We start from the raw sequence: 23,149 nt of genomic DNA, 5'->3' as shown, positions 1-23,149 counted from the left end.
CGGAGACCCCAGCATGAACGACCTCTTCCTCGACGAGATCGTCCAGCCGGACGAGCCGCGCGAGGCGCCCGCCGCCCGCAGCGCCCGCCGGTCCGAGCGTGCGGAGCGCGACCGGCGCCGCCGCAAGCGCCGTCGGCGCAACCTCGTCGCGCTCATGCTGAGCCTGCTCGTCATCGGCGGCGCGGCGTGGGCGGTCATGCAGTTCGTCATGCCGACGATCAACGACCTGCGGGGAGTCTCGCTGGACCAGGGCAACGACGACTACCCGGGCCCCGGCCACGGCAGCGTCGACGTCGTCATCCCCGAGTCCGCGACGGGCGGCCAGATGGGCGAGGTGCTCCTCGAGGCCGGCGTCGTCGCCTCGAAGGACGCCTTCACCCAGGCCTACACCGCCAACCCCGACGCGGGCGGGATCCAGCCGGGGACCTACCGCCTCCTGCTGCAGATGAAGGCCGCGGACGCGGTGACCGCGCTCCTGGACTCGGAGAACCGCGTCCAGACCAAGGTCACGCTGCCCGAGGGGCTCCGCGTCGACCAGATCCTCGAGCGCCTGTCGTCGGTGACCACCGTCCCCGTCGCCGAGTTCGAGGCCGCGATGGCCGACACGGCCGCGACGGGTCTGCCCGCCGAGGCCGGTGGCAGCTACGAGGGCTGGCTCTTCCCGGCGACGTACACGTTCCAGCCCGGGACGACGCCGACCCAGATGCTCTCGGAGATGATCGGCCAGACCGTGGCCAACCTCGACGCCCGCGGGGTCGCGGCCGCGGACCGGCAGCGCGTCCTGACCATCGCGTCGCTCGTCGAGCGCGAGGCTCGCTCGCCCGAGGACCGGGCCATGGTCGCCCGGGCGATCCAGAACCGGCTCGACGTCGGCATGAAGCTCGACATCGACGCCGCCGTCGCCTACGGCGCCGGCATCCCCGGCACGGAGCTGCGGAACGCCCACAAGGACGACACGAGCAACCCGTACAACCTGTACGCGCGCACCGGGCTGCCGCCCACGCCGATCGCTGCGCCGAGCCTCGTCTCCATCGACGCGGTCCTCAACCCGGCGGACGGCCCGTGGATGTACTGGGTGACGATCAACCTGGACACCGGCGAGACGCGGTTCGCCACGACGCTCCAGGAGCACAACGAGAACGTGCTCCTGCTGCGGCAGTGGGAGGACGAGAACCAGGGGTGAGCACCGCTCGGCGCGCGGCCGTCCTCGGCCATCCCATCGCGCACTCCCTCTCACCCGTCCTCCACCGGGCGGCGTACGCGGCCCTCGGGCTCGGTGACTGGCGCTACGACGCGCTCGACGTCACCGAGGACCAGCTGCGGGACGTCGTCGGCGCGCTCGACGCCGACTGGGCCGGCCTGAGCCTGACGATGCCCCTCAAGCAGACGGTGCTCGGCCTCCTGGACCACGTCGAGCCGCTGGCCGAGGTCGTCGGCGCCGTCAACACGGTCCTCGTCCAGGGCGGCGGGGGGCGACCCGTGCTCGTGGGCGCGAACACCGACGTCCACGGCGTCGTGGCGGCGCTGCGCGAAGGGCTGGGCGAACGCCGCGTCGGCACCGCGGTGGTCCTCGGTGCGGGCGCGACGGCGGCGTCGACGCTCGCGGGGCTCGCGCAGCTGGGGTGCACGACCGCTCAGGTGTACGTCCGGTCGATGGCGCGGGCCGGTGCGACGATGCGCGCGGCCCACCGCATGGGCGTCGAGCCCCGCTTCCTCACGATGGCGCCGGCGGCGCGCCTGCACGCGGCCGTGCTGTCGGCCGACGTCGTGGTCTCGACGCTCCCGCCGGGCGCGGCGGACCCGCTCGCCGCGGAGCTGGCGGGTGCCGGGGCCGTCGCCGGCGTGCTGCTCGACTGCGCGTACGACCCGCGCCCGACGGCGCTCACGGCGGCGTGGGCGCGCGCCGGCGGTATCGCGGTGACGGGGGAGCGGATGCTGCTCCACCAGGCGACCGAGCAGGTCCGGCTCATGACCGGACGCCCCGCGCCGCTGGCGGCGATGGAGCGGGCGCTCGGCGACGCGCTGGGCTGAGGCCGCACAAGCCTTCAGGGTTCGCGGAGGGCTGCCGATAGGTGAGGTGGACGCCCCCGCGACGCGGCGGGACACGGTGGAGCCCCCGCTCACGTGCCGCCTGGAAGGACACCTGTGAAGCAGCTCGGAGACATCCTCCTCGACGAAGGTCTCGTGACCGAGGGCCAGCTCATGGCGGCCCTCGACGAGCAGGTCCAGCGCGGGGAGTCCCTCGGGCGGACGCTCGTCGAGATCGGCATGATCTCCGAGACGCAGCTCGTGCGCGCCCTGGCCGCCCAGGTCGGCATGGAGTTCGTCGAGCTCGCCGACTTCCCGGTCGACCGCAACGCCGTGGCCCTCGTCCCGGCGTCGCTGTGCCGCCGGTACGTCGTGCTGCCCGTCGCCATCGTGGACGGCGCACTCGTCCTCGCGATGGCAGACCCGGGCAACGTCCTCGCGGTCGACGACGCCCGCACGATGGCGGGCGTGCCCGTGCGGACCGTCGTCGCCACGCACGACGACCTGATCACCGCGATCGACCGGTACTGCCGGGCGGACGACGAGATGGAGGACCTCACCGCCGCGTTCGGCGAGGAGGCCGCTGCGGCCGACATCGAGTCCGAGCTCTCCAAGGTCGGCGACATGGTCGACGACGCGCCCATCGTGCGCTTCGTCAACCTCCTCGTGACGCAGGCCATCCAGGACCGCGCGTCCGACATCCACATCGAACCGGCCGAGACGGACCTCCGCGTCCGGTACCGGATCGACGGCGTGCTGCACGAGATGCAGCGGGCGCCCAAGCAGATCCAGGGCGGCGTCATCTCCCGCCTGAAGATCATGAGCGACATCGACATCGCGGAGCGGCGCAAGCCGCAGGACGGACGCATGTCCGTCACGCACAACGGCCGCAAGATCGACCTCCGCGTGGCGACCCTGCCGACGGTCTGGGGCGAGAAGGTCGTCATGCGAATCCTCGACAACTCGACCGCGAGCCTCGACCTGCGCGACCTGTCCTTCCTGGACGACAACCACGCGACCTACCGCGAGTCCTACACCAAGCCCTACGGGATGATCCTCGTCACCGGACCGACCGGGTCCGGCAAGTCGACCACGCTCTACGCCACGCTGAACGCGGTGTCCAAGCCCGAGATCAACGTCATCACGGTCGAGGACCCGGTCGAGTACCGGCTCGCCGGGATCAACCAGGTCCAGGTCAACCCGAAGGCGGGTCTGACGTTCGCCGGCGCGCTGCGGTCGATCCTGCGGTCGGACCCGGATGTCGTCCTCCTCGGTGAGATCCGTGACCACGAGACGGCGCAGATCGCGATCGAGGCGGCGCTCACGGGTCACCTCGTGCTCTCGACGCTCCACACCAACGACGCGCCCAGCGCCGTCACGCGGCTCATCGAGATGGGCATCGAGCCCTTCCTCGTGGGCTCCGCGCTGGACTGCATCGTGGCCCAGCGTCTTGCCCGCAAGCTCTGCGAGAAGTGCAAGGAGCCGTACCGGCCCAGCGAGGTCGAGCTGATCGCGGCGCGGTTCCCGTGGAGCCCCGGCGAGGAGACCCCGCTCCTGCACCGGCCGGCGGGCTGCTCGTCGTGCTCCCAGACGGGCTACAAGGGCCGGATGGCGATCCACGAGGTCATGCGTGTGACCGAGGAGATCGAGCGTCACGCGGTGGCGCACTCCTCCGCAGCCGACATCGCTCGGACCGCGCGCGACCAGGGCATGATCACGCTCCGCGACGACGGCTGGACCAAGGTGCTCCTCGGACAGACCTCGATCGAGGAGATCCTGCGCGTCGTCGCGTAGCGGCGGACGGCTCAAGCCCCGGGCGCAGGCCGTCGATAGACGACGCGAGCGTCACGTACGAACCCATCGAGAGGCCGCTGTGAACGAGACCAGTCCCTATGGCGCCGGTGACCCGAGCCGCCGCACGTCCCTGCAGGGCCTGCCGCCGACGCCGGGTGGCGCCCCCGCAGCCCCCGTGGCGAGCGCCCAGTACGGCGCGGCCCCCGCACGGTCGGAGCGCAGCGCGCGGATCGGCATGGCGCAGGGCGCGCGGGACGGGGACCTCGACCTCGACAACGCCCTCCGGGCGATGATCGAGTGCAACGCCTCCGACCTTCACCTCACCGTGGGCGCACCCCCGATGGTCCGGCGCGACGGAAGCCTCCGAGCCCTCGAGGGCTTCCCGGTGCTCACGGCCGACTCCCTCCAGCGGAGCCTCTACGCGGTGCTGAGCCAGAAGCAGCGCGAGAAGTTCGAGGAGGTCATGGAGCTCGACTTCGCCTACGCGGTCCGGAGCGTGTCGCGGTTCCGCGTGAACATGTACCGGCAGCGCGACTCGGTGGGTGCGGCGTTCCGCATGATCCCCTACGAGATCAAGCCCCTCGAGGCGCTCGGGGTCCCGGCGGTCGTGGCGAACTTCGCCGGCCTGCCGCGCGGGCTCGTCCTCGTGACCGGACCGACGGGCTCCGGCAAGTCGACCACGCTGGCGGCGATCGTGGACCTCGCCAACCGGACGCGAGCCGACCACATCATGACGGTCGAGGACCCGATCGAGTTCCTGCACCGTCACAAGAAGTCCCTCATCAACCAGCGTGAGGTCGGCGCCGACACGCTGTCCTTCGCCACCGCGCTCAAGCACGTGCTCCGCCAGGACCCGGACATCATCCTCGTGGGCGAGATGCGTGACCTCGAGACCATCTCCGTCGCCCTGACCGCCGCCGAGACGGGCCACCTCGTCTTCGCCACCCTGCACACGCAGGACGCGGCGCAGACGATCGACCGGGTCATCGACGTCTTCCCCGCGCACCAGCAGTCGCAGGTCCGCACCCAGCTGGCCAGCGCGCTCCAAGGCGTGGTCTGCCAGACGCTGTGCTCGCGCGTCGGGGGCGGCCGGGCGGTCGCGACCGAGGTCCTGCTCGCGACGCCCGCGGTCCGCAACCTCATCCGCGAGGGCAAGACCCACCAGATCTACTCCGCGATGCAGGCCGGTGCGAAGCAGGGGATGCACACGATGGACCAGCACATCGCCGACCTCGTGCGCTCCAACCGCGTGACGTACGAGAACGGCCTGGAGAAGTGCCACAACGTCGAGGACTTCAACCGCCTCGTCGGCCGGTCCTCCAGCATCGCGCAGGGCATGACGGCCGGGATGCAGGCCGACCCGGCGACCGCCGGCTACGGGATGGGGGGCCTGAAGTGAGTACCACCAGCACGACGGCGAAGGTCTACGAGTACGCCGTCCGGGACGCCACGGGCAAGATCGTCAAGGGGCGGATCGAGGCGAACTCCCAGGCGACGGTCGTCAACCGCCTGCGGACGATGGGGATGGCGCCCCTGTCGATCAACGAGGTCAGCACCTCGGGCCTGCAGAAGGAGATCTCCCTCCCGGGTCTCTCCGACCGGATCTCGCTCAAGGACCTGGCGATCCTCGCGCGCCAGCTCGCCACGATGATCAACTCGGGCCTCTCGATCCTGCGTGCGCTCGGCATCCTCGCCGACCAGACGGAGAGCAAGCCGCTCGCCCGCGTGGTCGCCCAGGTGCGCAGTGACGTCGAGACGGGGTCCGCCCTGAGCGTCGGGCTCGCCAAGCACCCGCAGGTCTTCCCGCCCCTGATGATCAACATGATCAAGGCCGGCGAGGTCGGCGGCTTCCTCGACCAGGTGCTCGTGTCGATCGCCGAGAACTTCGAGTCCGAGGTGAAGCTCCGCGGCAAGGTCAAGTCCGCGATGACCTACCCCGTCGTCGTGTTCGTCATCGCGATCCTCGCGGTCGTGGGGATGCTCCTGTTCATCGTGCCCATCTTCGCGAACATGTTCGCGAACCTCGGCGGTGAGCTCCCGATGCCGACCCAGATCCTGGTGACGCTCTCGGAGTGGATGAAGATCGGCGGCCCGGTCCTGCTCGTCGCGGTCGTCATCGCGGGGGTCTGGTGGGGAAAGAACAAGCACAAAGAATCCGTGCGCTCCGTCGTCGACCCGTGGAAGCTCAAGATGCCCATCTTCGGAAAGCTCTTCCAGAAGATCGCGGTATCACGTTTCACGCGTAATTTCGGCACGATGATCCACGCCGGCGTCCCCATTCTCCAGGCGTTGAACATCGTCGGCGCGACGAGCGGCAACATGGTGATCGAGAACGCCACGAAGGACATCGCCGACTCCGTGCGCCGCGGGGAGTCCCTGACGGGCCCCCTCGCCCAGCACCCCGTCTTCCCGCCCATGGTGGTGCAGATGATGGCCGTGGGTGAGGACACCGGCGCTCTGGACTCGATGCTCGCGAAGATCGCCGACTTCTACGACCAGGAGGTCGAGGCGACCACGGAGCAGCTCACGTCGCTCATCGAGCCGCTGATGATCGCCGTGCTCGGGAGCATCGTGGGAACCATGATCATCGCGCTCTACATGCCCATCTTCAACATCTTTGAGCTCATTGAGTGACGGGTGCCCGAATTGCGGTGGGCCGACCGGGTGAACTTCACGCACCGCCTATTCGGCGTCTCAAGTCCGACGTGACGCGCGCCGATTCGCATGGTGCACGACCTCACTCACCGCCACGCTCGTGGCACTCACGCTGAAACCGAAAGGAAGCGCACATGATCTCGCGCATCCGCAAGTCCCTCGACGAGAAGGACCAGGGCTTCACCCTGATCGAGCTCCTCGTCGTCATGATCATCATCGGCATCCTCGCCGCGATCGCCATCCCGGTCTTCCTGAACCAGCGCAAGTCGGCGACCGACTCCTCCATGAAGTCGGACCTGCGTGGCGCGGCCACGCTGGTGGAGACCCACATGGTCGACACGCAGGAGTACCCCGCGGACCAGACGGAGTTCGCCGCGCTGGACCTCAAGAAGGACGCCGACACGACCCTCACGTACTCCGGCGCCAGCGGCGCGTTCTGCATCGTCGCGACGCGCGCAACCGGCGCCCAGGCGGGCACCCAGAACTGGGCGTGGGACAGCGACGGTGGCGGCCTCAAGGGCATCGGCTCCGCCACCACCTGCTGACACAGACATCCTCTAGCGAGAAGAGAACTCACATGATTGCTCGGATCCGCAAGTCCCTCGACGAGAAGGACCAGGGCTTCACCCTGATCGAGCTCCTCGTCGTCATGATCATCATTGGCATCCTCGCCGCGATCGCCATCCCGGTGTTCCTGAACCAGCGCAAGTCGGCGGTCGACTCCTCGATCAAGTCGGACCTCCGCACGGTCGCGACCACCATCGAGACGGTCATCGTCGACACGCAGAAGAACCCGGCGTCCGTGAGCCAGGCTGCGACGGCGAACGCACCGGTCGTCGTCACACCGACGGGCACGGGGGCGACGGCGATCAACGTGACGGTCAGCTCCGGCAACCTGGTCGAGTACAAGAACCAGACGGACGGCGGCTACTGCCTCACCGGTTGGAACACCGACGGAAACGCCAACACCAAGACCAAGGGCATCACCTACAACAGCACGGCCGGCGGCCTCGGCAAGGCGTGCGGCGCCTGACCCTGCGGAGCCTGATCTGTGCACGGACGGGCCGGGACCATTCGGTCCCGGCCCGTCCGCCGCACCCCCGACGATCGCTGACCACAAGGACGATCATGCTCACTTCACGTGGCGCCCCGGCCGAGCGCGACTCCGATTCCGACGCCGGCTTCACGCTGGTCGAGGTCATCGTCGCGCTCGTCCTCCTCGGGATCGTCGCGTCGGCGGCGCTGGGGTTCTTCATCGAGGGGACCCAGACCTCGAGCCACCTGCAGCGGTCGCAGAACGCCGTGGCCGTGGCGAACGAGGCGATGGAGCTCGCCTACGGCGTCGACCCCCGGAACAAGCCCGGTACGACCGTCCCCGGCGTCGTCGTCGGCCGCGCGAAGACCGACGTGCAGGCGCACTTCGCCGCGGCGACGGCGAAGGCGGTCGAAGGTGTGACGAACACGTATCCTTTGTGGGACGGCGCCGCCACCGACTCCACCAACGCCGCGGTCAAGCCGTGGTTCGAGCGCGAGCTCTCCGGCCAGACCTACGAGGTGACGACGCTCATCGGCAGCTGTTACCGGCTCAAGAGCACCACGGCGACCGACCAGGTGTGCACCAAGCTCCCGGGCCACTCGTCGGATCCCGGCGAGACGGCCGCGGCCGCCAAGCCGTACGTGCGGATGCTGCGCATCATCGTGGTGGTCACCTGGACGCCCACCGGTGGTGAGTGCTCCGGTGGGACCTGCTCCTACCAGCTCAGCGGCCTGGTCGACCGGAGCGACGACCTCGAGTGGAACCAGGTGGTCAAGCCCGTCGCGGTCGACGACTCAGAGGTCTTCGCCGTGAACGAGGGAACGAAGAACCTCAAGCTGCTCGCGAACGACCTCATCGGGCCGCTGTCCGCGAAGCCCGTCGAGATCGTGACGCCGCCCGCGAAGGGCGCCCTGACCGCGCCGGACGCCGCCGGAGTCACGGGGTACAAGCCGCCCACGGGCGAATCGGGCATCTTCACCTTCACGTACCGCATCCGCGACGCGCGCGGGGCGATCTCCGACCCCGCGACGGTCACGCTGCGGGTCGAGCCGAAGGCTGCACCCGACTACGCCATGCCGGTCATCGCCGGGCAGCCCAACCCGCTGGCCGTGCTCACGAACGACCTCGGCAGCCCCAAGAGGATCGAGATCACCGCCGGCGCCAAGCGGGGCACGGCCGTGGCGAGCGGCCTGACGCTCACCTACACACCCGGCCCGGGCGTGACCAGCGGGACCGACACCTTCACCTACAAGTTCATCGACGAGTCCGACCAGGAGAGCGCGAGCGTCGAGGTGACCGTGGCGATCGACCGCATCGTCACGCTCCCGCGCACCGTCGACGTCAGGCTGAACGGCTCGGCCTCGCCCGAGATCGACCTGACGTCCACCCTCACGGACGGCAACACCGATGCCGCCGGGTTGCGGGTCATCGTCTCGGGAAGCAAGCCGGCCCACGGCACCCTGCGGATCGACGGCAAGGACTACGGCGGAGCTGGTCCGACCACGGGCGCCTCGGTGAAGTTCCAGCCGCCGAACCGGGTCGGGGAGTACACCTTCACCTACCAGCTCATGCGCGTCGGGGGAGCGACCGGCCCCACGAGCACGACGACGATCCGGGTGCTCCCGTCGGGCGGCAACGACGACCTCGGCACCCTGACGCACAACAAGACCCACAACGTCAACCTGGCGAAGAACGACTTCCCCGCCGCGGGAGTCCAGGGCAACCCGGGCAACGTCGAGATCGTCATCACCCAGCCGCCGACGAGCTGCGGTTCGTTCGAGAGTGCGACGAGGTACAAGGCGCCGAAGCTGGGCTCCAAGGAGGAGATCCGGTGCTCGATGACGTACGTCATCAAGGGCACGGGAGGCAGCAGCGCACTCGTCTCCGCTCCGGTGACCGTCACCTGGAAGGTGAAGGGGTGAACGCGCCGGCGGTCCGGACCCGCGACGGCGGACTCACCCTGATCGAGCTCCTCGTCTCGATGGGGATCTTCACGGTCGTGCTGGTGGTGTTCATGAGCGGGCTCATCAGCATGACGACGAGCACGGTCCGCGCGCAGGACGTCACGAACGCCGGCGACGCGGTGCGGTCCGCCTTCCAGACGATGGACAAGCAGATCCGGTACGCCGATGCGGTGAACCGGCCGGGCGTCGGCGCGAGCGGCTCGTACTACCTCGAGTTCCGCACCGGCGCCCAGCCCGACGGCCTGGCGCCCCTGTGCACCCAGTGGCGGCTCGACCCCACCGCACGGACGCTCGCGTACCGGACGAAGCGCGATGTCCCCTCCGCGCCGGTGAGCCCGTGGCGCACCATCGCGACGGACGTGCGCAACCCGCTGTCCGGTCCCGACAAGAACATGCCCTTCCGGTTCGAGGCGGCGGGCGGCGCCTCCGCGCGCCAGTCGGTCACCGTGAGCCTCGACGTCGGCCGCGGCGCCGCCGGGCCCGACGCGGTGACGGGCGCGGACATGGGGACCGTCTTCGTCGCACGCAACAGCTCCTACGCGTCACCCAGCAACCCCGACCTCGACTCCGACGGCATCAGTGACACGCCCGTCTGCGGAAACCCACTGGAGCGCCCGTGAACACCCCGCACCCCGCCATGATCGCCCTCGCCCGCCGGATCACCCGGACCGTGTCCGGACGCGACGAGGGGGTCGCCATGGTGACCACGCTGCTCGCGATCATGCTCACGACGATGCTCAGCATCCTGCTGCTCGGGGTGCTGCTCTCGCAGTCGATCCCGACGACCTACGTGCGGGCCGCGAGCCAGACCGTGTTCGCCGCCGAGGCCGGGGTCAACGCCGTGGTCGGCCAGATCCGCGGGGCCCAGGCGATCACCGACTCGTACGGCGACATCAAGAAGCTGCCGTGCTCGGCCTCCGGGCCGGTCGACGGGGCCGGGGACGCGCTGCGCTACACCGCGACCGTGAGCTACTACGTCGTCGACCCGACGGGCCGCAGCGAGTCGTGGCTGTCGACCAACGCGATCCCGTGCAACCCCGGCACCGGCCCGGTGAAGGCGCCCGGGTACGCGCGGATCGTCGCGACGGGCGCCGGGGACGGCGTCGCGGGGATGGGCGGGACGACCGGGGACCGCACCGTCTCGGCCGTCTACGAGTTCCAGATCACGAACAACAACATCCCCGGCGGCCTGATCTTCTCGTTCGACACGAATCAGAGTCCCGACCGGTACTGCCTCCAGGCCGACGCCGCCGCCGCCAACTCGCACATCTCCTACGTGCCCCGGGCCAGTTGCGGCACGGACGACATCACGCAGCTCTGGGTCTACAGCGACACGTACCAGATCAAGCTCGCGAGCACCACGCTGCCCACCTTCACGGGTGGCCCGCTGTGCATCACGGCAACCCCCAGCTCGGGTGGCCCGGTGAAGGCCACGCTGCAGAAGTGCAAGGACAAGACCGACAGCGCCCGGTGGAGCCAGCTCTTCAGCTGGGAGGGCGGTGCCAAGTTCACCGGTCAGAAGGACCCGATCTCGGACGGCTACAGCGGCTACTGGCTCTCGTCGGGCCAGAAGGGCGAGCCCAAGGACAAGGACCTCCACATCTGGAACCAGTCGCCGAGCAACAACGAGTGGGGTTCCTTCAACCCGGACCCCCGTGTGGGTGCCGGGGCGGCCGGGTACGGCACCCACCAGATCGTCAACTACCTGGAGTTCGGCCGCTGCTTCGACGTCACCGACGAGAGCGTCGGCAAGTCGTTCATGATCGTGTACCCCTGCAAGCAGGACCCGAGCGGTGGCTCGCGCCTGCTCTGGAACCACAAGTGGTACTACACGGAGCCGACGTCCACCGTGGGTTCGCTCGGTCCCCAGCAGATCCACGTCCTCGACGGCAAGAACAGCGGCAAGAAGAACTGTCTGGTCTCCCCGGGCACGGAGGGCGGCTACGTCACCCTCACCTCCAGCTGCAGCACGACCGCGAAGAACCAGAAGTGGACGCGCCACGCCGACACGGGCAGCTACGGGACGTCCTGGACGTTCACCGACGAGTGGGGCCGGTGCGCCTCGGTCGGTACCGCCAAGATGCCGTCGACGTCGTGGTCCATCATCGTCACCTCCACGTGCAACTCGGGCCTCGGCCAGAAGTGGAACGCCCCGCCGAACACGATCTCGGCATCGCTCGACGGATACCAGGAGATCCCCTGAACCTCGCCCTGGTGATGCCCGCGGCGGGCCCCGCCTCGCTCCAGGCGATCGCGCTCGTCTGCGCGGGCGTCCTCGGCCTGCTCGTCGGCTCGTTCCTCAACGTCGTCGTGTGGCGGGTGCCCCGCGGTGACTCGGTGGTCCGACCGCCGAGCGCGTGCCCGACGTGCGGGGCCCAGATCCGCCGACGGGACAACGTCCCGGTCCTGTCGTGGCTGCTCCTGCGGGGGCGGTGCCGGGACTGCGGCGCCCCGATCTCGGCGCGGTACCCGCTGGTCGAGCTGGCCACGGCGCTCCTGTTCGTCCTGGTGGTGGTCCGGTTCGGCAGCGCCCTGCCGGGCGCCGCCGCTCTCCCCGCGTACCTGTACCTGGCGGCCATCGCGGTCGCGCTGGCGCTGATCGACGTCGACGTCCACCGGCTGCCCGACGCGATCGTGCTGCCCGCGTACCCCGTGGTGGCCGTGCTGCTGTCGATCGCCACGTGGGCCACGGGGGACTGGGGAGCGCTCGGCCGGGCCGCGCTGGGAGGGCTCGCGTTGCTCCTGCTGTACGGCATCCTCTTCGTCGCCCACCCCGGCGGGATGGGACTCGGCGACGTCAAGCTCGCGGGCGTCCTCGGGCTCGCGCTGGGCTGGCTCGGCTGGGGCGCCCTCGCGGTCGGTGCGTTCGCCGCCTTCCTCGTCGGCGGCGCCTTCGCCGTCGCCCTCCTCCTGGCGGGGCGCGCCGGCCGCAGGTCCGGCATCCCGTTCGGCCCGTGGATGCTCGTGGGTGCGGCGATCGGCATCGGGTGGGGCGAGGCCCTCTGGGCGGCCTACCTCGAGCTGCTGCTGTGAGGCCCCGGCGCGGTACGGGCAAGACGCCGCGCGGAAACGCTCAAGGGTCCCGCCCGGCGTCCCGATAGGTCAGCAGCAGGCAACCTCACGGACCGAAGGACACTCCATGGCCAAGACCCGGGTGATCGGGCTCGACATCGGATCGACGGCGGTGCGAGCAGCCGAGCTCGAGCTCAGCGGTCCGCGCGGTCGCGCCGCCGCCACCCTCGTGCGGTACGCCGAGGAGCCGCTCCCCGCCGGCGCCGTCCAGGACGCGCAGGTCGCCGAGCCGCACACGGTCGCGTCCGCGCTGAAGGAGCTGTGGCGCCGCGGCAAGTTCTCCTCCAAGGAGGTCGTGCTCGGCGTCGGGAACCCGCGCGTGATCGTCCGGGAGCTCGAGCTGCCCTGGCTGCCGATGCACCAGCTCCGCGCGTCGCTCCCGTTCCAGGTCCAGGAGCTCCTCCCGATGCCGGTCGAGGAGGCGCTGCTCGACTACTACCCGACGGGGGAGTTCGCGGGACCCTCCGGCCGCACGCTCCAGGGCATGCTGGTGGCCGCGTCGCGCGACACCGTCAGGGTCAACGTCATGGCCGCGGAGAGCGCTGGCCTCAAGCCCCAGATGGTCGACCTCAACGCCTTCGCGCTGCTGCGCGCGATGTCCCGCGGGGAGCTCGCCGACCAGGTCGTGGCCATGGTGGACGTCGGGGCCCGTGTCACGAACGTGATCATCGCCCGGCGTTCGGTCCCGCGGTTCGCGCGGACCCTGCCCTCGGGCGGCCAGGACGTCACCGACGCCCTCGCCGGGCACCTCCACGTCGCCGTGCACGAGGCCGAGAACCTCAAGCGGGAGATCGGCGTCGGCTTCTCGGTGAGCCCGGAGCTCTCGTCCGGTGCGGCCGCGATCGGCGAGGTCACCCGGGGCCTGGTCGAGGCGGTCCGCAACACCTTCGTCTACTACCAGGGCAACAACCCCGGCGCCGGCATCGACGTCGTGCTGCTGACCGGCGGCGGGGCGCAGCTGCCCGGGCTGGGCCAGTACCTCGCGACCGCGAGCCGGCTCCCGGTCGCGATCGGGGACCCCCTCGCGACCCTCAAGGTCGGGGCGGACGTCTCCGCCCACCTCCCCGCCGGCGGCTCGGCGCTCATGGCGCTCCCCGTCGGCCTCGCGTTCGGAGTCGCCGCGTGACCGCCATCGCACCGGCACCGGAGGTCGTGGACACGACCGTGCCCGGAGCCCCCGCCGCACCCCAGGTCAACCTCCTCCCGCCGGAGGTCCACGCCGGCCGCCAGGTCTCGCGGATCAAGAGCTGGGCACTCATCGCCGTGCTGGTCGCGCTCCTGGTCGCGACCCTCCTCTACGTCTGGGCGGCGTTCTCCGCGAAGCAGGCCGAGGCCGAGCTCGCGCTGGCGCAGGACGAGAGCCAGGCGCTCCTCGCCGAGCAGGCGCAGTACGCCGAGGTCCCGCAGGTGCTCAACCAGACGCAGGAGATCGCCGAGGCCCGGGAGCTGGGCATGGGCGCCGAGGTGCTGTGGCGTCCCTACCTCGGAGCCGTGGCCGCGACAGCGCCCGCCGGCGTCAGCATCGACACGCTCTCGTACAGCCCGTCGCTGCCCAGCGAGCTCGCGAGCTCCGACCCGCTCCTGACGGAGCCGACGACCGGCGCGCTGTCCTTCGAGGCGCGCTCGCTCACGGTGCCCGACACGGCCGGGTGGATGGACGCCCTCGAGGCCGTCACCGGCGTGACGAACCCGTGGTTCAGCTCGGTCGCCATCACCCAGGACGCCGAGAGCGGCGCCACCTACTACGTCGTCAGCGGGACGGTCCTGCTGACGACGGACGCCCTGTCCGGCCGGTTCACGACGCAAGAGGAGGCCGGCTGACATGGGGTCGAAGGCACGCAACTGGATCTTGGGCGCCGCGTTCATCGCGGTCCTCGTCCTCGCGGGAAGCTGGTTCCTGGTCACGCAGCCCAAGCTCGACGAGGCCGACGAGACGCGCATGAGCGTGGAGGACGAGCTCGCCCGGCAGGACCTCCTCCGCGCCCAGCTCACGACGCTCCGGGGGCAGTTCGAGCAGATCGACACCCTCCGCGCCGAGCTGGCGAGCCTGCAGACGCAGGTGCCGGCCGAGGCGGAGCTCTCGGGCTACCTGCGGGACCTCCAGAGCCTCGCCGAGGCCCACGGCGTGACGCTGATCTCGGTGAACCCCGGCACACCCACCACGGTTCTCGAACCGGCACCGGTCGCGCCGCCCGCACCGGAGTCGGTCGCCGACGCCCCGGCGGAGGACGGCACCGCGACGACCGACGTCCTCCCGCCCGCGCCCACGAGCCGCCTCGTGCAGCTGCCGATCGCCATGACCGTCGTCGGGCCCCATGACGGGGCCCTCGCGTTCCTCGAGGCGGTGCAGACCGGGACCTCCCGGCTCTACCTCGTCACGACGTTCACGAGCACGTCGCAGCAGCAGATGGAGGCGTCGGGCGGACGCCCGGCGACCGGTCGGGGCGACCTCGAGATCAACATCGACGGGTTCGCCTACGTCCTGCCCGCCGACCCGACGACGGTCGTGCCGCCCGCCGACGGGCAGGAGGCGGCGCCCGCGCCGCTGCCGTACAGCGACCGGAACGTCTTCTCACCCGTCGCCGGAGGCTGAGCGCCCCCACGCGCCGCACCACGCACCTCGGCCCGCGTCCGCAGCCCGGACGCGGGCCGAGGTGCGTCCGGGCGCGTGGGAAGATCGGGACCATGCTGCGTTGGTTGACCTCGGGTGAGTCGCACGGCCAGGCGCTCGTCGGGATCCTCGAGGGTCTGCCCGCGGGCGTGCAGGTCACGAGCGCGGACGTGCGCGACGCGCTCGCCCGGCGCCGGCTCGGCTACGGCCGCGGCGCACGCATGGCCTTCGAGCAGGACGAGGTCCGGATGCTCGCCGGGCTGCGGCACGGCGTCACCCAGGGCGGCCCGCTCGCGATCGAGATCGGCAACAGCGAGTGGCCCAAGTGGGTCGACGTCATGGCCGCCGACCCCGTACCGCCGGAGCGCCTACTGGTCGACGCCGGCACCGGCGACGAGCGGGAGGTCGCCCGCAACCGGCCGCTCACCCGCCCCCGGCCCGGGCACGCCGACCTCGTGGGCATGCGCAAGTACGGGTTCACCGACGCGCGTCCCGTGCTCGAGCGGGCCTCGGCGCGGGAGACCGCGACGCGCGTGGCGCTCGGCGTCGTCGCCGCGCACTTCCTCGAGCAGGCCGTCGGCGTGCGCCTGGTCTCGCACGTCGTGCAGATCGGTCCCGTCGCGGTTCCCGACGACGCCGCGCTGCCCACGCCGGACGACGTCGCGGCGCTGGACGCCGACCCGGTGCGCTGCTTCGACGCGGCCGCCTCGGCGGCGATGGTCGCCGAGATCGACGACTGCCACCGCGCGGGCGACACGCTGGGCGGCGTCGTGGAGGTGCTCGCGTACGACGTGCCCACGGGCCTCGGCAGCTACACGCACTGGGACCGCCGGCTGGACGCGCGGCTCGCCGCCGCCCTCATGGGCATCCAGGCCATCAAGGGCGCCGAGGTGGGCGACGGGTTCCGCACCGCCGCGCGCCGCGGCTCGCAGGCGCACGACGAGATGGAGCGCGACCCCGCCACGGGCCGGATCCGCCGCCGCAGCAACCGCGCGGGCGGCCTGGAGGGCGGCATGACCAACGGCGAGGTGCTGCGCGTGCGCGCCGCCATGAAGCCGATCTCCACGGTCCCGCGCGCGCTCGACACGGTCGACGTCGCGACGGGGGAGACCGCGCGCGCCATCCACCAGCGCTCCGACGTCTGCGCCGTGCCGCCCGCCGCGGTCGTCGCGGAGGCGATGGTCGCGCTCGTCCTGGCCGACGCCGTCGTCGAGAAGTTCGGCGGGGACAGCGTCGCCGAGGTCGCGCGCAACCACGCCGCGTACGTCGCGTCCCTGCCGGAGCTGCTCCGATGAGCGCGGTGCCCGCCGGGCCGCGCGCGGTGCTCGTCGGCCCGCCCGGGTCCGGCAAGTCCACGGTCGCCCGGCACCTCGCCGCGCTGCTCGGCGTCGCGTGGCGGGACACCGACGAGGACGTCGAGCGCACCGCGGGCAAGGAGATCAGCGCGATCTTCTTCGACGAGGGCGAGCCGCACTTCCGTGCCCTCGAGCGGGCGGCGGTGGTCACCGCGCTCACCGAGCACGACGGCGTGCTGGCGCTCGGCGGCGGCGCGGTGCTCGACGCCGCGACGCAGGAGGCCCTCGGGGCGTACCGCGACGCGGGCGGCACCGTCGTGTTCCTCGACGTCTCGCTCGCCCACGCGGCCCCCCGGGTCGGCTTCCAGCGCGCCCGGCCGCTGCTGCTGGGCAACCCCCGCGCGCAGTGGCAGGCACTCATGGACGCGCGCCGCCCGGTCTACAGCAGCGTCGCGACGATGCACGTGCTCACCGACGACGTCGCGCCGCAGGACGTCGCCGCGACGATCGCGGCAGCCCTGGAGGGACCCACCCGTGACTGAGCCCACCGCGTCCGCCGCCCCCACGCGGATCACCGTCGCGGGCGAGCACCCGTACGACGTCGTCGTCGGCCACCACCTGCTCGGCGAGCTCGCCGGGATGCTCGGCGATCGCGTGCGCCGCGTGCTGGTGATCCACCCGGGCGCGCTCACGGCCTCGGCCGAGGTCGTGCAGGAGGACCTGCGCGCGCAGGGCTTCGAGGTGTTCCTGGCCGAGGTCCCCGAGGCCGAGGAGGCCAAGTCCGCGCAGGTCGCGGCCTTCCTGTGGGGAGTGCTCGGCCAGGCCGACTTCACGCGCAGCGACGCGATCGTGGGGCTCGGCGGGGGAGCGACCACCGACCTCGCGGGTTTCGTCGCGGCGACGTGGCTGCGCGGCATCCGGGTCGTCCACATCCCCACCACGGTGCTGGCCATGGTCGACGCCGCCGTCGGCGGCAAGACCGGCATCAACACGCCCGAGGGCAAGAACCTCGTCGGCGCCTTCCACCCGCCCGCCGGCGTCCTGTGCGACCTCGTCGCGCTCGGGTCCCTGCCGGTGCACGACCGCACGGCGGGCCTGGCCGAGATCGTCAAGGCCGGCTTCATCGCCGACGAGCGCATCCTCGAGCTCGTCGAGCAGGACCCGGCCGCGCTCGTCGCGCCCACCCTGGACGACGCCGCCGCCGGCCGGCTGCGCGAGCTGGTCGAGCGCGCCATCGCGGTCAAGGCGCGCGTCGTGGGCGAGGACCTGCGCGAGGCCGACCTGCGCGAGATCCTCAACTACGGGCACACGCTGGGCCACGCCATCGAGCAGGTCGAGCGCTTCGCCTGGCGCCACGGCGCCGCGGTCTCGGTCGGCATGGTCTTCGCGGCGGAGCTCGCGCGGCTCGCGGGGCGCCTCGACGACGACGTCGTGGACCGCCACCGCGCCGTGCTCTCCTCGCTCGGGCTCCCGACCACCTACCGCGGCGACCGCTGGGACCGGCTCCTGGCGGCGATGCGCCGGGACAAGAAGTCGCGCGGCGCCCTGCTGCGCTTCGTCGTGCTCGAGGACGTGGGCCGGCCGACCCGCCTCGAGGGGCCCGACCCGGCGCTGCTCGCCGCCGCGTACGCCGAGATCAGCCGCGAGGCGCCGACCTCCTCGCCGGTGCTGCTCTAGCCTTGCGCGCATGACGCGCGTCCTGGTCCTCAACGGTCCCAACCTCGGCCGCCTCGGGGTGCGCGAGCCGGAGGTGTACGGGTCCGCGACCCTCGCCGACCTCGCCGAGCACGCGGCCGGCTGGGCGGCGGGAGCCGGCCTCGAGGTGGACGTCCGGCAGACCGACGACGAGGCCGAGATCGTCGGCTGGCTGCACGAGGCCGTCGACACCCGTGCGCACGTGGTGCTCAACCCGGCGGCCTTCACGCACTACTCCTACGCGCTGCGCGACGCGGCCGCGCAGGTGACGTCCGCCGGGCTGGTCCTGGTGGAGGTGCACCTGTCGAACCCGTACGCGCGCGAGGAGTTCCGGCACACGAGCGTGGTCGGCGGCGTCGCGACCGGCACGGTGGCGGGGTTCGGCTTCGACTCCTACCGGCTGGCGCTGCTCGCCGTCGCCGCGCGCGTCTGACAAAGGCCGCGCCTTGTAGCGCACGGGACAAGCGCCTAGCCTTGTCGCGTGTTCGTCGTCACGATCGACCAGATCGGCAGCCGCGTCGTCGGGGACCGCGTCGACGGGCTCCTCGTCATGCTCGACACGCTCGCCGAGGGGTCGACCCAGGTCCGCCGCTCGATCGTGCGCGCCTTCGACCGGACCGTGGGCGACGAGGTCCAGGGTGCGCTCGACGACCCCGTGGCGGTGGTCGACCTCGCGCTGACCGTCCTGCGGACCGGGCGGTGGAGCATCGGCATCGGTGCCGGTGAGGTCGCGACACCCCTGCCCGCCTCGGTCCGCGCGGCGCAGGGCCCGGCGTTCGTCGCCGCGCGCGAGGCCGTCGAGGCGGCCAAGAGCCGGGCCCGCGCCGTGCCGCTCGCCGTGCGGGGCCGCGACGACGAGGCCGCCGCCGATGCGGAGGCCGTCCTGGCGCTCGTCGGGGCCGTGCGGGACAGGCGGTCGGACGCGGGCTGGCAGGCCGTCGACGCGCTCGCCGCGCGCCCGTGGGCGACGCAGGAGGAGGTCGCCGCCGCGCTGGGCGTGAGCCAGCAGGCCGTCAGTCAGCGGCTGCGGACGGCCCTGTGGGGCGAGGAGCTCGCCGCGCGCGCGGCGGCTGCCCGGCTCCTGGCGCGGGCCGAGGGACGTGTCGGGGGCGACCGGTAGCCTCGCGGCGAGCCGTGCGGCGGGAACCCCCGGGACCCGGCGCGGCCGTCATGGCCCTGACGACGAAGGAGACGCGTGGACGACTGGCTCACCCTGGTGCTCGGCCTCGCCGCGCTGATCGTCAGCGCGGCCGGCGGCTGGCCGCTGACCTCCGGCATCCTCGCTCTGGCGGCGCGCTCCTCCGACGCCGGGGCCCCGGACGTCCCCGCGTCGCCCGGCGCCCTCCCGCAGCACGTCCCGGACGCGGCCGGTTCGACTCCCGGCGGCGACGGGCCCGTGGGCCCGGACGCGCAGGCGGCCCTGCGGGGCGGCACGTGGATCGGGATCCTCGAGCGGCTCGCCATCACGGGCTCGATCCTCGCCGGCTACCCGTCGGGCATCGCGCTCGTCATCGCCGTCAAGGGCCTGGGCCGGTACCCCGAGCTCCGCGAGCACCCGGGCACCTCGGAGCGCTTCGTCATCGGGACCCTCGCGTCCATGCTGTGGGCCGCCGTGGTCGGGGCCGTGGTGCGCCGAGTCCTCGCGGGCTGACGGTAGACTGCTCCGCGCGCGTCGCCGGGCGTCGCACGAGCCCCGACCGACCTGACAGGAAGATCTGCTGTGGCCACGACGAACGACCTGAAGAACGGCACCGTCCTCAACCTGGACGGCCAGCTGTGGACCGTCATCGAGTTCCAGCACGTCAAGCCGGGCAAGGGTGGCGCCTTCGTGCGCACCAAGCTCAAGAACGTGCTCTCGGGCAAGACGGTCGACCGCACCTTCAACGCCGGGACCAAGGTCGAGACGGCCAACGTCGACAAGCGCGACATGCAGTACCTGTACAAGGACGGCACGGACTACGTCTTCATGGACACGTCCACCTACGACCAGCTCAACGTGCCCGAGGCCACGGTCGGCGACGTCGCCAACTACCTCCTCGAGAGCCAGCAGGCCATGGTCGCGACGCACGACGGCAGCCCGCTGTACGTCGAGCTCCCGCCGTCGGTCGTCCTCGAGATCACCTACACGGAGCCCGGCCTGCAGGGCGACCGGTCCACGGGCGGCACCAAGCCCGCGACGCTCGAGACCGGCGCCGAGATCCAGGTCCCGCTGTTCCTCGAGCAGGGCACGCGCGTCAAGGTGGACACCCGCGACGGGTCCTACCTCGGCCGTGTGAACGACTGACTTGGCCGCACGCAGCAAGGCCCGCAAGCGCGCGCTGGACGTCCTCTTCGAGGCGGACCAGCGGGGCGTCCCGCCGCTCGAGCTGCTGGCGACGCGCATCGCGGAGCCGGGCCACGAGAGCGCGCTGCCGCAGTACGCCGTCGAGCTCGTCGAGGGCGTCCTGTCACAGCTCGACCGCATCGACGAGCTCATCGCGACGTACTCGCACGGCTGGACGATCGAGCGGATGCCGGCCGTCGACCGGGCGATCCTGCGCCTCGGCGCGTGGGAGATCCTCTTCAACGACGACGTCCCGGACGCGGTCGCGGTGGACGAGGCCGTCGAGCTCGCGCGGGGGCTCTCGACGGACGAGTCGCCGTCGTTCGTCAACGGGCTCCTGGGCCGGATCGTGGACCTGAAGCCGACGCTGTCGGTCTGACGACGTCTCAGACCGGGGTGCCGCCGACCGGCACGAAGTCGTAGAGCACGGCCCGCGTCGCGGGGTGGCGGGCGACCGACAACGGGCGGCGCCCGCGTACGGGGACCCGGGGGGACGGCCGGCCGAGCATGTTGCCCTGGACCACGGGCACGCCCATGTCCACCAGGGCCGTCAGCTCGGCGACGTTCTCGACCCCCTCGGCGACGACCTCGAGGCCGTGGGCCTCCGCGAGCCCGAGGATCGCCTTGAGGACTGCCACGCCCTCGCTCGTGGCGATGTCGTGCACGAACGTCTGGTCGATCTTGAGCACGTGGATCGGGAGCTCGCCCAGGCGTGACAGCGAGTTGTAGCCCGTGCCGAAGTCGTCGAGGGCGATCTTGACGCCGCGCTCGACGAGTACCGCGAGCGCGTCGCGCACGTGCTCGGCGTCGTAGAGCAGCGCGCTCTCGGTGACCTCGATGGTGAGCATGTCCCAGCGGTCGGTGCCCCAGGACCGCTCGACGAGAGCGACGAAGTCGGGCTCGTCGAGCTGGCGCGCCGCGACGTTGACCGCGACGGGCAGGTCGAACTGCTCCATCCCGTGCCGCGCGGCGACGAACATCTGGCGGCCGACCTCGACGATCAGGCCGGTCTCCTCGGCGAGGGGCAGCCACTCGCCGGGACGGCGCAGGGCGCCGTCGTGACGCCAGCGGGCGAGGACCTCCAGCCCGATGACCTCGAGGGTGAGGGCGTCGCTCAGCGGCTGGAAGTACGCGACGATCTCGCCGTCCCTGATGCCGACCTCGAGCTCGTCGCGCGCCGTCGCGCGGGCGTCGACGCGGGCCCGCAGGCGCTCGTCGTAGAGCGCCACGCCCGCGTGCGAGCGCTTGCCCTCGAGCATCGCCAGGTCGGCCTCGCGCAGCAGCCCGTCGGGGTCGACGACGTCGCCCGGTGCCCAGGTGGCCACGCCGACGGTGATCGTGGTGCGCACGACGTCCTCACCGGGCGCCTCGAACGTGTCCCGGACGCGCCGGGCGAGGGCCCGGAGCTCACCGTCGTCCGGCGCGCGGTCGAGGACGGCGACGAACTCGTCGCCGCCGTGGCGGGCCAGGAAGGTGCCCGCGCTGAGCACGGCCGTGAGGTGCTCGGCCGCGTGGACCAGCAGCGCGTCGCCCCAGGCGTGGCCGTGGCGGTCGTTGGCGAGCTTGAACCCGTCGAGGTCGCAGAACAGGACGGCGACGGGCGTGCGCTCCACGTTCGCCCGGTCGAGCGTCATCGCGAGGTGCTGGTCGAGGGCATGCCGGTTCGCGAGCCCGGTCAGGGAGTCGGTGAAGGCGGCGCGCTTGAGGCGCGAGGTCATCGCCTGGCGCTCGGCGGCGCTCGAGACGACGCGCGCCAGGTCACGCAGGAAGGCGGCGTCGACGGGGTCGTCGGGTCGGCCGTCCTCGGCGAACAGCTCGGTGACGAACCGGTCGCGCGACAGCGGCCGGATGGTCCCCACGATCCGGTCGTCGTCGAGGAGGCGGCGCGCGGCGGCGACGGCGCGCTCGAGCGCCTGCTCGGGCGTGCGCAGCAGCCACGCGTCGTTGGTCACGGCGCTCAGCGCGTCGCGCATGCTCGCGCGGCGCAGCCAGTCACGGCGCACCTCGGCGATGCGGAAGGCGGCCATGAACATCAGGCCGGCGATGAGCGGGACGACCCACAGCCCGGCGAGCCACTCCGTCGACTCGTTCGGCGGCGGGACGGCGGAGACGATGAGCAGGGTCGTCGAGACGGTCCCGGCGACGGTGACGACGGCCCCGACCGCGGTCATGGTCCGGCCCCGCAGCCGGCGCAGCACGGTGGTCGCCACCACCAGCAGGGGCACGAGCAGCACCGCGGTGCGGAGCGGGCCGTAGACCGGGATGCCGTCGACGTAGCGGTGGGCGAAGACGAGGTCGGTCGTGACCCAGAGCACGGCACCGCACGCGTACCACGCGGCCATGGCCGCGACCGGGCGCACGTCCGGACGACCGCCGCTGCAGACGCGGACGGCCGGCTCGCTGATCACCACCGCCGCAGCGACCGCGAGGAAGCGGAGGAGCAGGAGGGCGCTGTGCGCCGGCTCCGCCGTGAGGAGCAGCAGGCCGTTGACCAGGCTCACCGCCGCGAGCGCGAGCGCCCACACCACGGTCCAGAGCGCCTCGGCGGGGCGGAGCCCGTGGCGCCAGCCGCTCGCGTGCAGCGCGCAGAGCCCGACGACCACTCCCGCCACGAGGCACTGGAGGACGACGGACCACGTCAGCGCAGATCCGGACACATGGGCAGTATCGGTGGCG

At 72.0% G+C, this 23,149-nt stretch carries 23 protein-coding genes; 22 read left to right on the top strand and 1 reads right to left on the bottom strand.

From position 1 onward, the window contains the following. Positions 1-13: 13 nt before the first annotated feature. The 22 genes from mltG to nusB all read left to right on the top strand — a co-directional run bounded on the left by mltG (position 14) and on the right by nusB (position 20,852). Positions 14-1,183 carry an endolytic transglycosylase MltG gene (mltG, locus tag H2O74_RS08490; protein ID WP_182111194.1) on the top strand — a complete coding sequence of 390 codons (1,170 nt, stop codon included), beginning with the start codon at positions 14-16 and terminating at the stop codon, positions 1,181-1,183. Continuing rightward, positions 1,180-2,031 (top strand): shikimate dehydrogenase, encoded by an 852-nt coding sequence (locus tag H2O74_RS08485; RefSeq protein WP_182111193.1) that lies wholly within the window; start codon positions 1,180-1,182, stop codon positions 2,029-2,031. The genes mltG and H2O74_RS08485 overlap by 4 nt, the downstream gene beginning before the upstream one ends. A gap of 114 nt (positions 2,032-2,145) precedes the next feature. Continuing rightward, the gene (locus H2O74_RS08480; RefSeq protein ID WP_182111192.1) at positions 2,146-3,822 is read left to right on the top strand and encodes a GspE/PulE family protein; all 1,677 of its coding nucleotides are present in this window, start codon (positions 2,146-2,148) and stop codon (positions 3,820-3,822) included. 79 nt (positions 3,823-3,901) lie between these two features. Next, complete coding sequence (locus H2O74_RS08475; protein ID WP_255491516.1) at positions 3,902-5,221, top strand: type IV pilus twitching motility protein PilT; 1,320 nt, start codon at positions 3,902-3,904, stop codon at positions 5,219-5,221. Next, the gene (locus H2O74_RS08470) at positions 5,218-6,456 is read left to right on the top strand and encodes a type II secretion system F family protein (RefSeq protein ID WP_182111191.1); all 1,239 of its coding nucleotides are present in this window, start codon (positions 5,218-5,220) and stop codon (positions 6,454-6,456) included. Before H2O74_RS08475 ends, H2O74_RS08470 begins: the two co-directional genes overlap by 4 nt. Positions 6,457-6,611: 155 nt before the next feature. Next, positions 6,612-7,022: a type II secretion system protein gene (locus H2O74_RS16840; protein ID WP_304518588.1), complete on the top strand. Its 411-nt coding sequence runs from the start codon at positions 6,612-6,614 to the stop codon at positions 7,020-7,022. Between the two features lie 32 nt (positions 7,023-7,054). After that, positions 7,055-7,510, top strand: a complete 456-nt coding sequence (locus H2O74_RS16835; protein ID WP_182111190.1) for a type II secretion system protein — start codon at positions 7,055-7,057, stop codon at positions 7,508-7,510. Between the two features lie 95 nt (positions 7,511-7,605). Continuing rightward, positions 7,606-9,435, top strand: coding sequence for an Ig-like domain-containing protein (locus H2O74_RS08455; protein WP_182114162.1), 1,830 nt, complete (start codon positions 7,606-7,608; stop codon positions 9,433-9,435). Next, complete coding sequence (locus H2O74_RS08450; protein WP_182111189.1) at positions 9,432-10,097, top strand: type II secretion system protein J; 666 nt, start codon at positions 9,432-9,434, stop codon at positions 10,095-10,097. Before H2O74_RS08455 ends, H2O74_RS08450 begins: the two co-directional genes overlap by 4 nt. Further along, positions 10,094-11,680 carry an RICIN domain-containing protein gene (locus tag H2O74_RS08445; protein WP_182111188.1) on the top strand — a complete coding sequence of 529 codons (1,587 nt, stop codon included), beginning with the start codon at positions 10,094-10,096 and terminating at the stop codon, positions 11,678-11,680. Before H2O74_RS08450 ends, H2O74_RS08445 begins: the two co-directional genes overlap by 4 nt. 14 nt (positions 11,681-11,694) lie before the next feature. After that, on the top strand, positions 11,695-12,510 hold the full coding sequence (locus H2O74_RS08440) for an A24 family peptidase (RefSeq protein ID WP_182114161.1): 816 nt from the start codon (positions 11,695-11,697) through the stop codon (positions 12,508-12,510). A gap of 106 nt (positions 12,511-12,616) precedes the next feature. Further along, positions 12,617-13,675: a type IV pilus assembly protein PilM gene (pilM, locus tag H2O74_RS08435; protein ID WP_182111187.1), complete on the top strand. Its 1,059-nt coding sequence runs from the start codon at positions 12,617-12,619 to the stop codon at positions 13,673-13,675. Further along, positions 13,672-14,370, top strand: coding sequence for a fimbrial assembly protein (locus H2O74_RS08430; protein ID WP_182111186.1), 699 nt, complete (start codon positions 13,672-13,674; stop codon positions 14,368-14,370). Before pilM ends, H2O74_RS08430 begins: the two co-directional genes overlap by 4 nt. Before the next feature lies 1 nt (position 14,371). Next, positions 14,372-15,142, top strand: a complete 771-nt coding sequence (locus H2O74_RS08425; protein WP_182111185.1) for a hypothetical protein — start codon at positions 14,372-14,374, stop codon at positions 15,140-15,142. A gap of 92 nt (positions 15,143-15,234) precedes the next feature. After that, positions 15,235-16,455 carry a chorismate synthase gene (aroC, locus tag H2O74_RS08420; RefSeq protein ID WP_182111184.1) on the top strand — a complete coding sequence of 407 codons (1,221 nt, stop codon included), beginning with the start codon at positions 15,235-15,237 and terminating at the stop codon, positions 16,453-16,455. Continuing rightward, positions 16,452-16,997 (top strand): shikimate kinase, encoded by a 546-nt coding sequence (locus H2O74_RS08415; RefSeq protein ID WP_182111183.1) that lies wholly within the window; start codon positions 16,452-16,454, stop codon positions 16,995-16,997. The genes aroC and H2O74_RS08415 overlap by 4 nt, the downstream gene beginning before the upstream one ends. After that, positions 16,990-18,132, top strand: coding sequence for a 3-dehydroquinate synthase (gene aroB, locus H2O74_RS08410; RefSeq protein ID WP_255491515.1), 1,143 nt, complete (start codon positions 16,990-16,992; stop codon positions 18,130-18,132). Before H2O74_RS08415 ends, aroB begins: the two co-directional genes overlap by 8 nt. Before the next feature lie 10 nt (positions 18,133-18,142). Further along, positions 18,143-18,583 carry a type II 3-dehydroquinate dehydratase gene (locus H2O74_RS08405; protein WP_182111182.1) on the top strand — a complete coding sequence of 147 codons (441 nt, stop codon included), beginning with the start codon at positions 18,143-18,145 and terminating at the stop codon, positions 18,581-18,583. A 48-nt stretch (positions 18,584-18,631) separates the two neighbouring features. Further along, positions 18,632-19,270 carry a SatD family protein gene (locus tag H2O74_RS08400; RefSeq protein ID WP_182111181.1) on the top strand — a complete coding sequence of 213 codons (639 nt, stop codon included), beginning with the start codon at positions 18,632-18,634 and terminating at the stop codon, positions 19,268-19,270. A gap of 75 nt (positions 19,271-19,345) precedes the next feature. Beyond that, entirely contained in the window at positions 19,346-19,801 is a 456-nt protein-coding gene (locus tag H2O74_RS08395; RefSeq protein WP_182111180.1) for a hypothetical protein, read from the top strand. A 69-nt stretch (positions 19,802-19,870) separates the two neighbouring features. After that, positions 19,871-20,434: an elongation factor P gene (gene efp, locus H2O74_RS08390; RefSeq protein ID WP_182111179.1), complete on the top strand. Its 564-nt coding sequence runs from the start codon at positions 19,871-19,873 to the stop codon at positions 20,432-20,434. A gap of 1 nt (position 20,435) precedes the next feature. Beyond that, on the top strand, positions 20,436-20,852 hold the full coding sequence (gene nusB / locus H2O74_RS08385; RefSeq protein ID WP_182111178.1) for a transcription antitermination factor NusB: 417 nt from the start codon (positions 20,436-20,438) through the stop codon (positions 20,850-20,852). A gap of 7 nt (positions 20,853-20,859) precedes the next feature. Here the strand turns inward: nusB and H2O74_RS08380 are convergent, their stop codons facing one another. Continuing rightward, complete coding sequence (locus H2O74_RS08380; RefSeq protein WP_182111177.1) at positions 20,860-23,130, bottom strand: bifunctional diguanylate cyclase/phosphodiesterase; 2,271 nt, start codon at positions 23,128-23,130, stop codon at positions 20,860-20,862. Positions 23,131-23,149 lie beyond the last annotated feature (19 nt).

The sequence above is a fragment of the Actinotalea sp. JY-7876 genome (assembly GCF_014042015.1).
Taxonomy (GTDB): domain Bacteria; phylum Actinomycetota; class Actinomycetes; order Actinomycetales; family Cellulomonadaceae; genus Actinotalea.
The sequence above is the reverse complement of the archived record's forward strand: the minus strand, read 5'-3'. Positions and strand labels throughout refer to the sequence as shown.

Bases quoted from the DNA above. Each gene is read 5' to 3' on its own strand.
- mltG (WP_182111194.1), top strand. From the start codon at position 14: ATGAACGACCTCTTCCTCGACGAGATCGTCCAGCCGGACGAGCCGCGC.
- H2O74_RS16840 (WP_304518588.1), top strand. From the start codon at position 6,612: ATGATCTCGCGCATCCGCAAGTCCCTCGACGAGAAGGACCAGGGCTTC.
- H2O74_RS16835 (WP_182111190.1), top strand. From the start codon at position 7,055: ATGATTGCTCGGATCCGCAAGTCCCTCGACGAGAAGGACCAGGGCTTC.
- H2O74_RS08455 (WP_182114162.1), top strand. From the start codon at position 7,606: ATGCTCACTTCACGTGGCGCCCCGGCCGAGCGCGACTCCGATTCCGAC.
- H2O74_RS08440 (WP_182114161.1), top strand. From the start codon at position 11,695: ATGCCCGCGGCGGGCCCCGCCTCGCTCCAGGCGATCGCGCTCGTCTGC.
- pilM (WP_182111187.1), top strand. From the start codon at position 12,617: ATGGCCAAGACCCGGGTGATCGGGCTCGACATCGGATCGACGGCGGTG.
- H2O74_RS08425 (WP_182111185.1), top strand. From the start codon at position 14,372: ATGGGGTCGAAGGCACGCAACTGGATCTTGGGCGCCGCGTTCATCGCG.
- aroC (WP_182111184.1), top strand. From the start codon at position 15,235: ATGCTGCGTTGGTTGACCTCGGGTGAGTCGCACGGCCAGGCGCTCGTC.
- H2O74_RS08415 (WP_182111183.1), top strand. From the start codon at position 16,452: ATGAGCGCGGTGCCCGCCGGGCCGCGCGCGGTGCTCGTCGGCCCGCCC.
- H2O74_RS08405 (WP_182111182.1), top strand. From the start codon at position 18,143: ATGACGCGCGTCCTGGTCCTCAACGGTCCCAACCTCGGCCGCCTCGGG.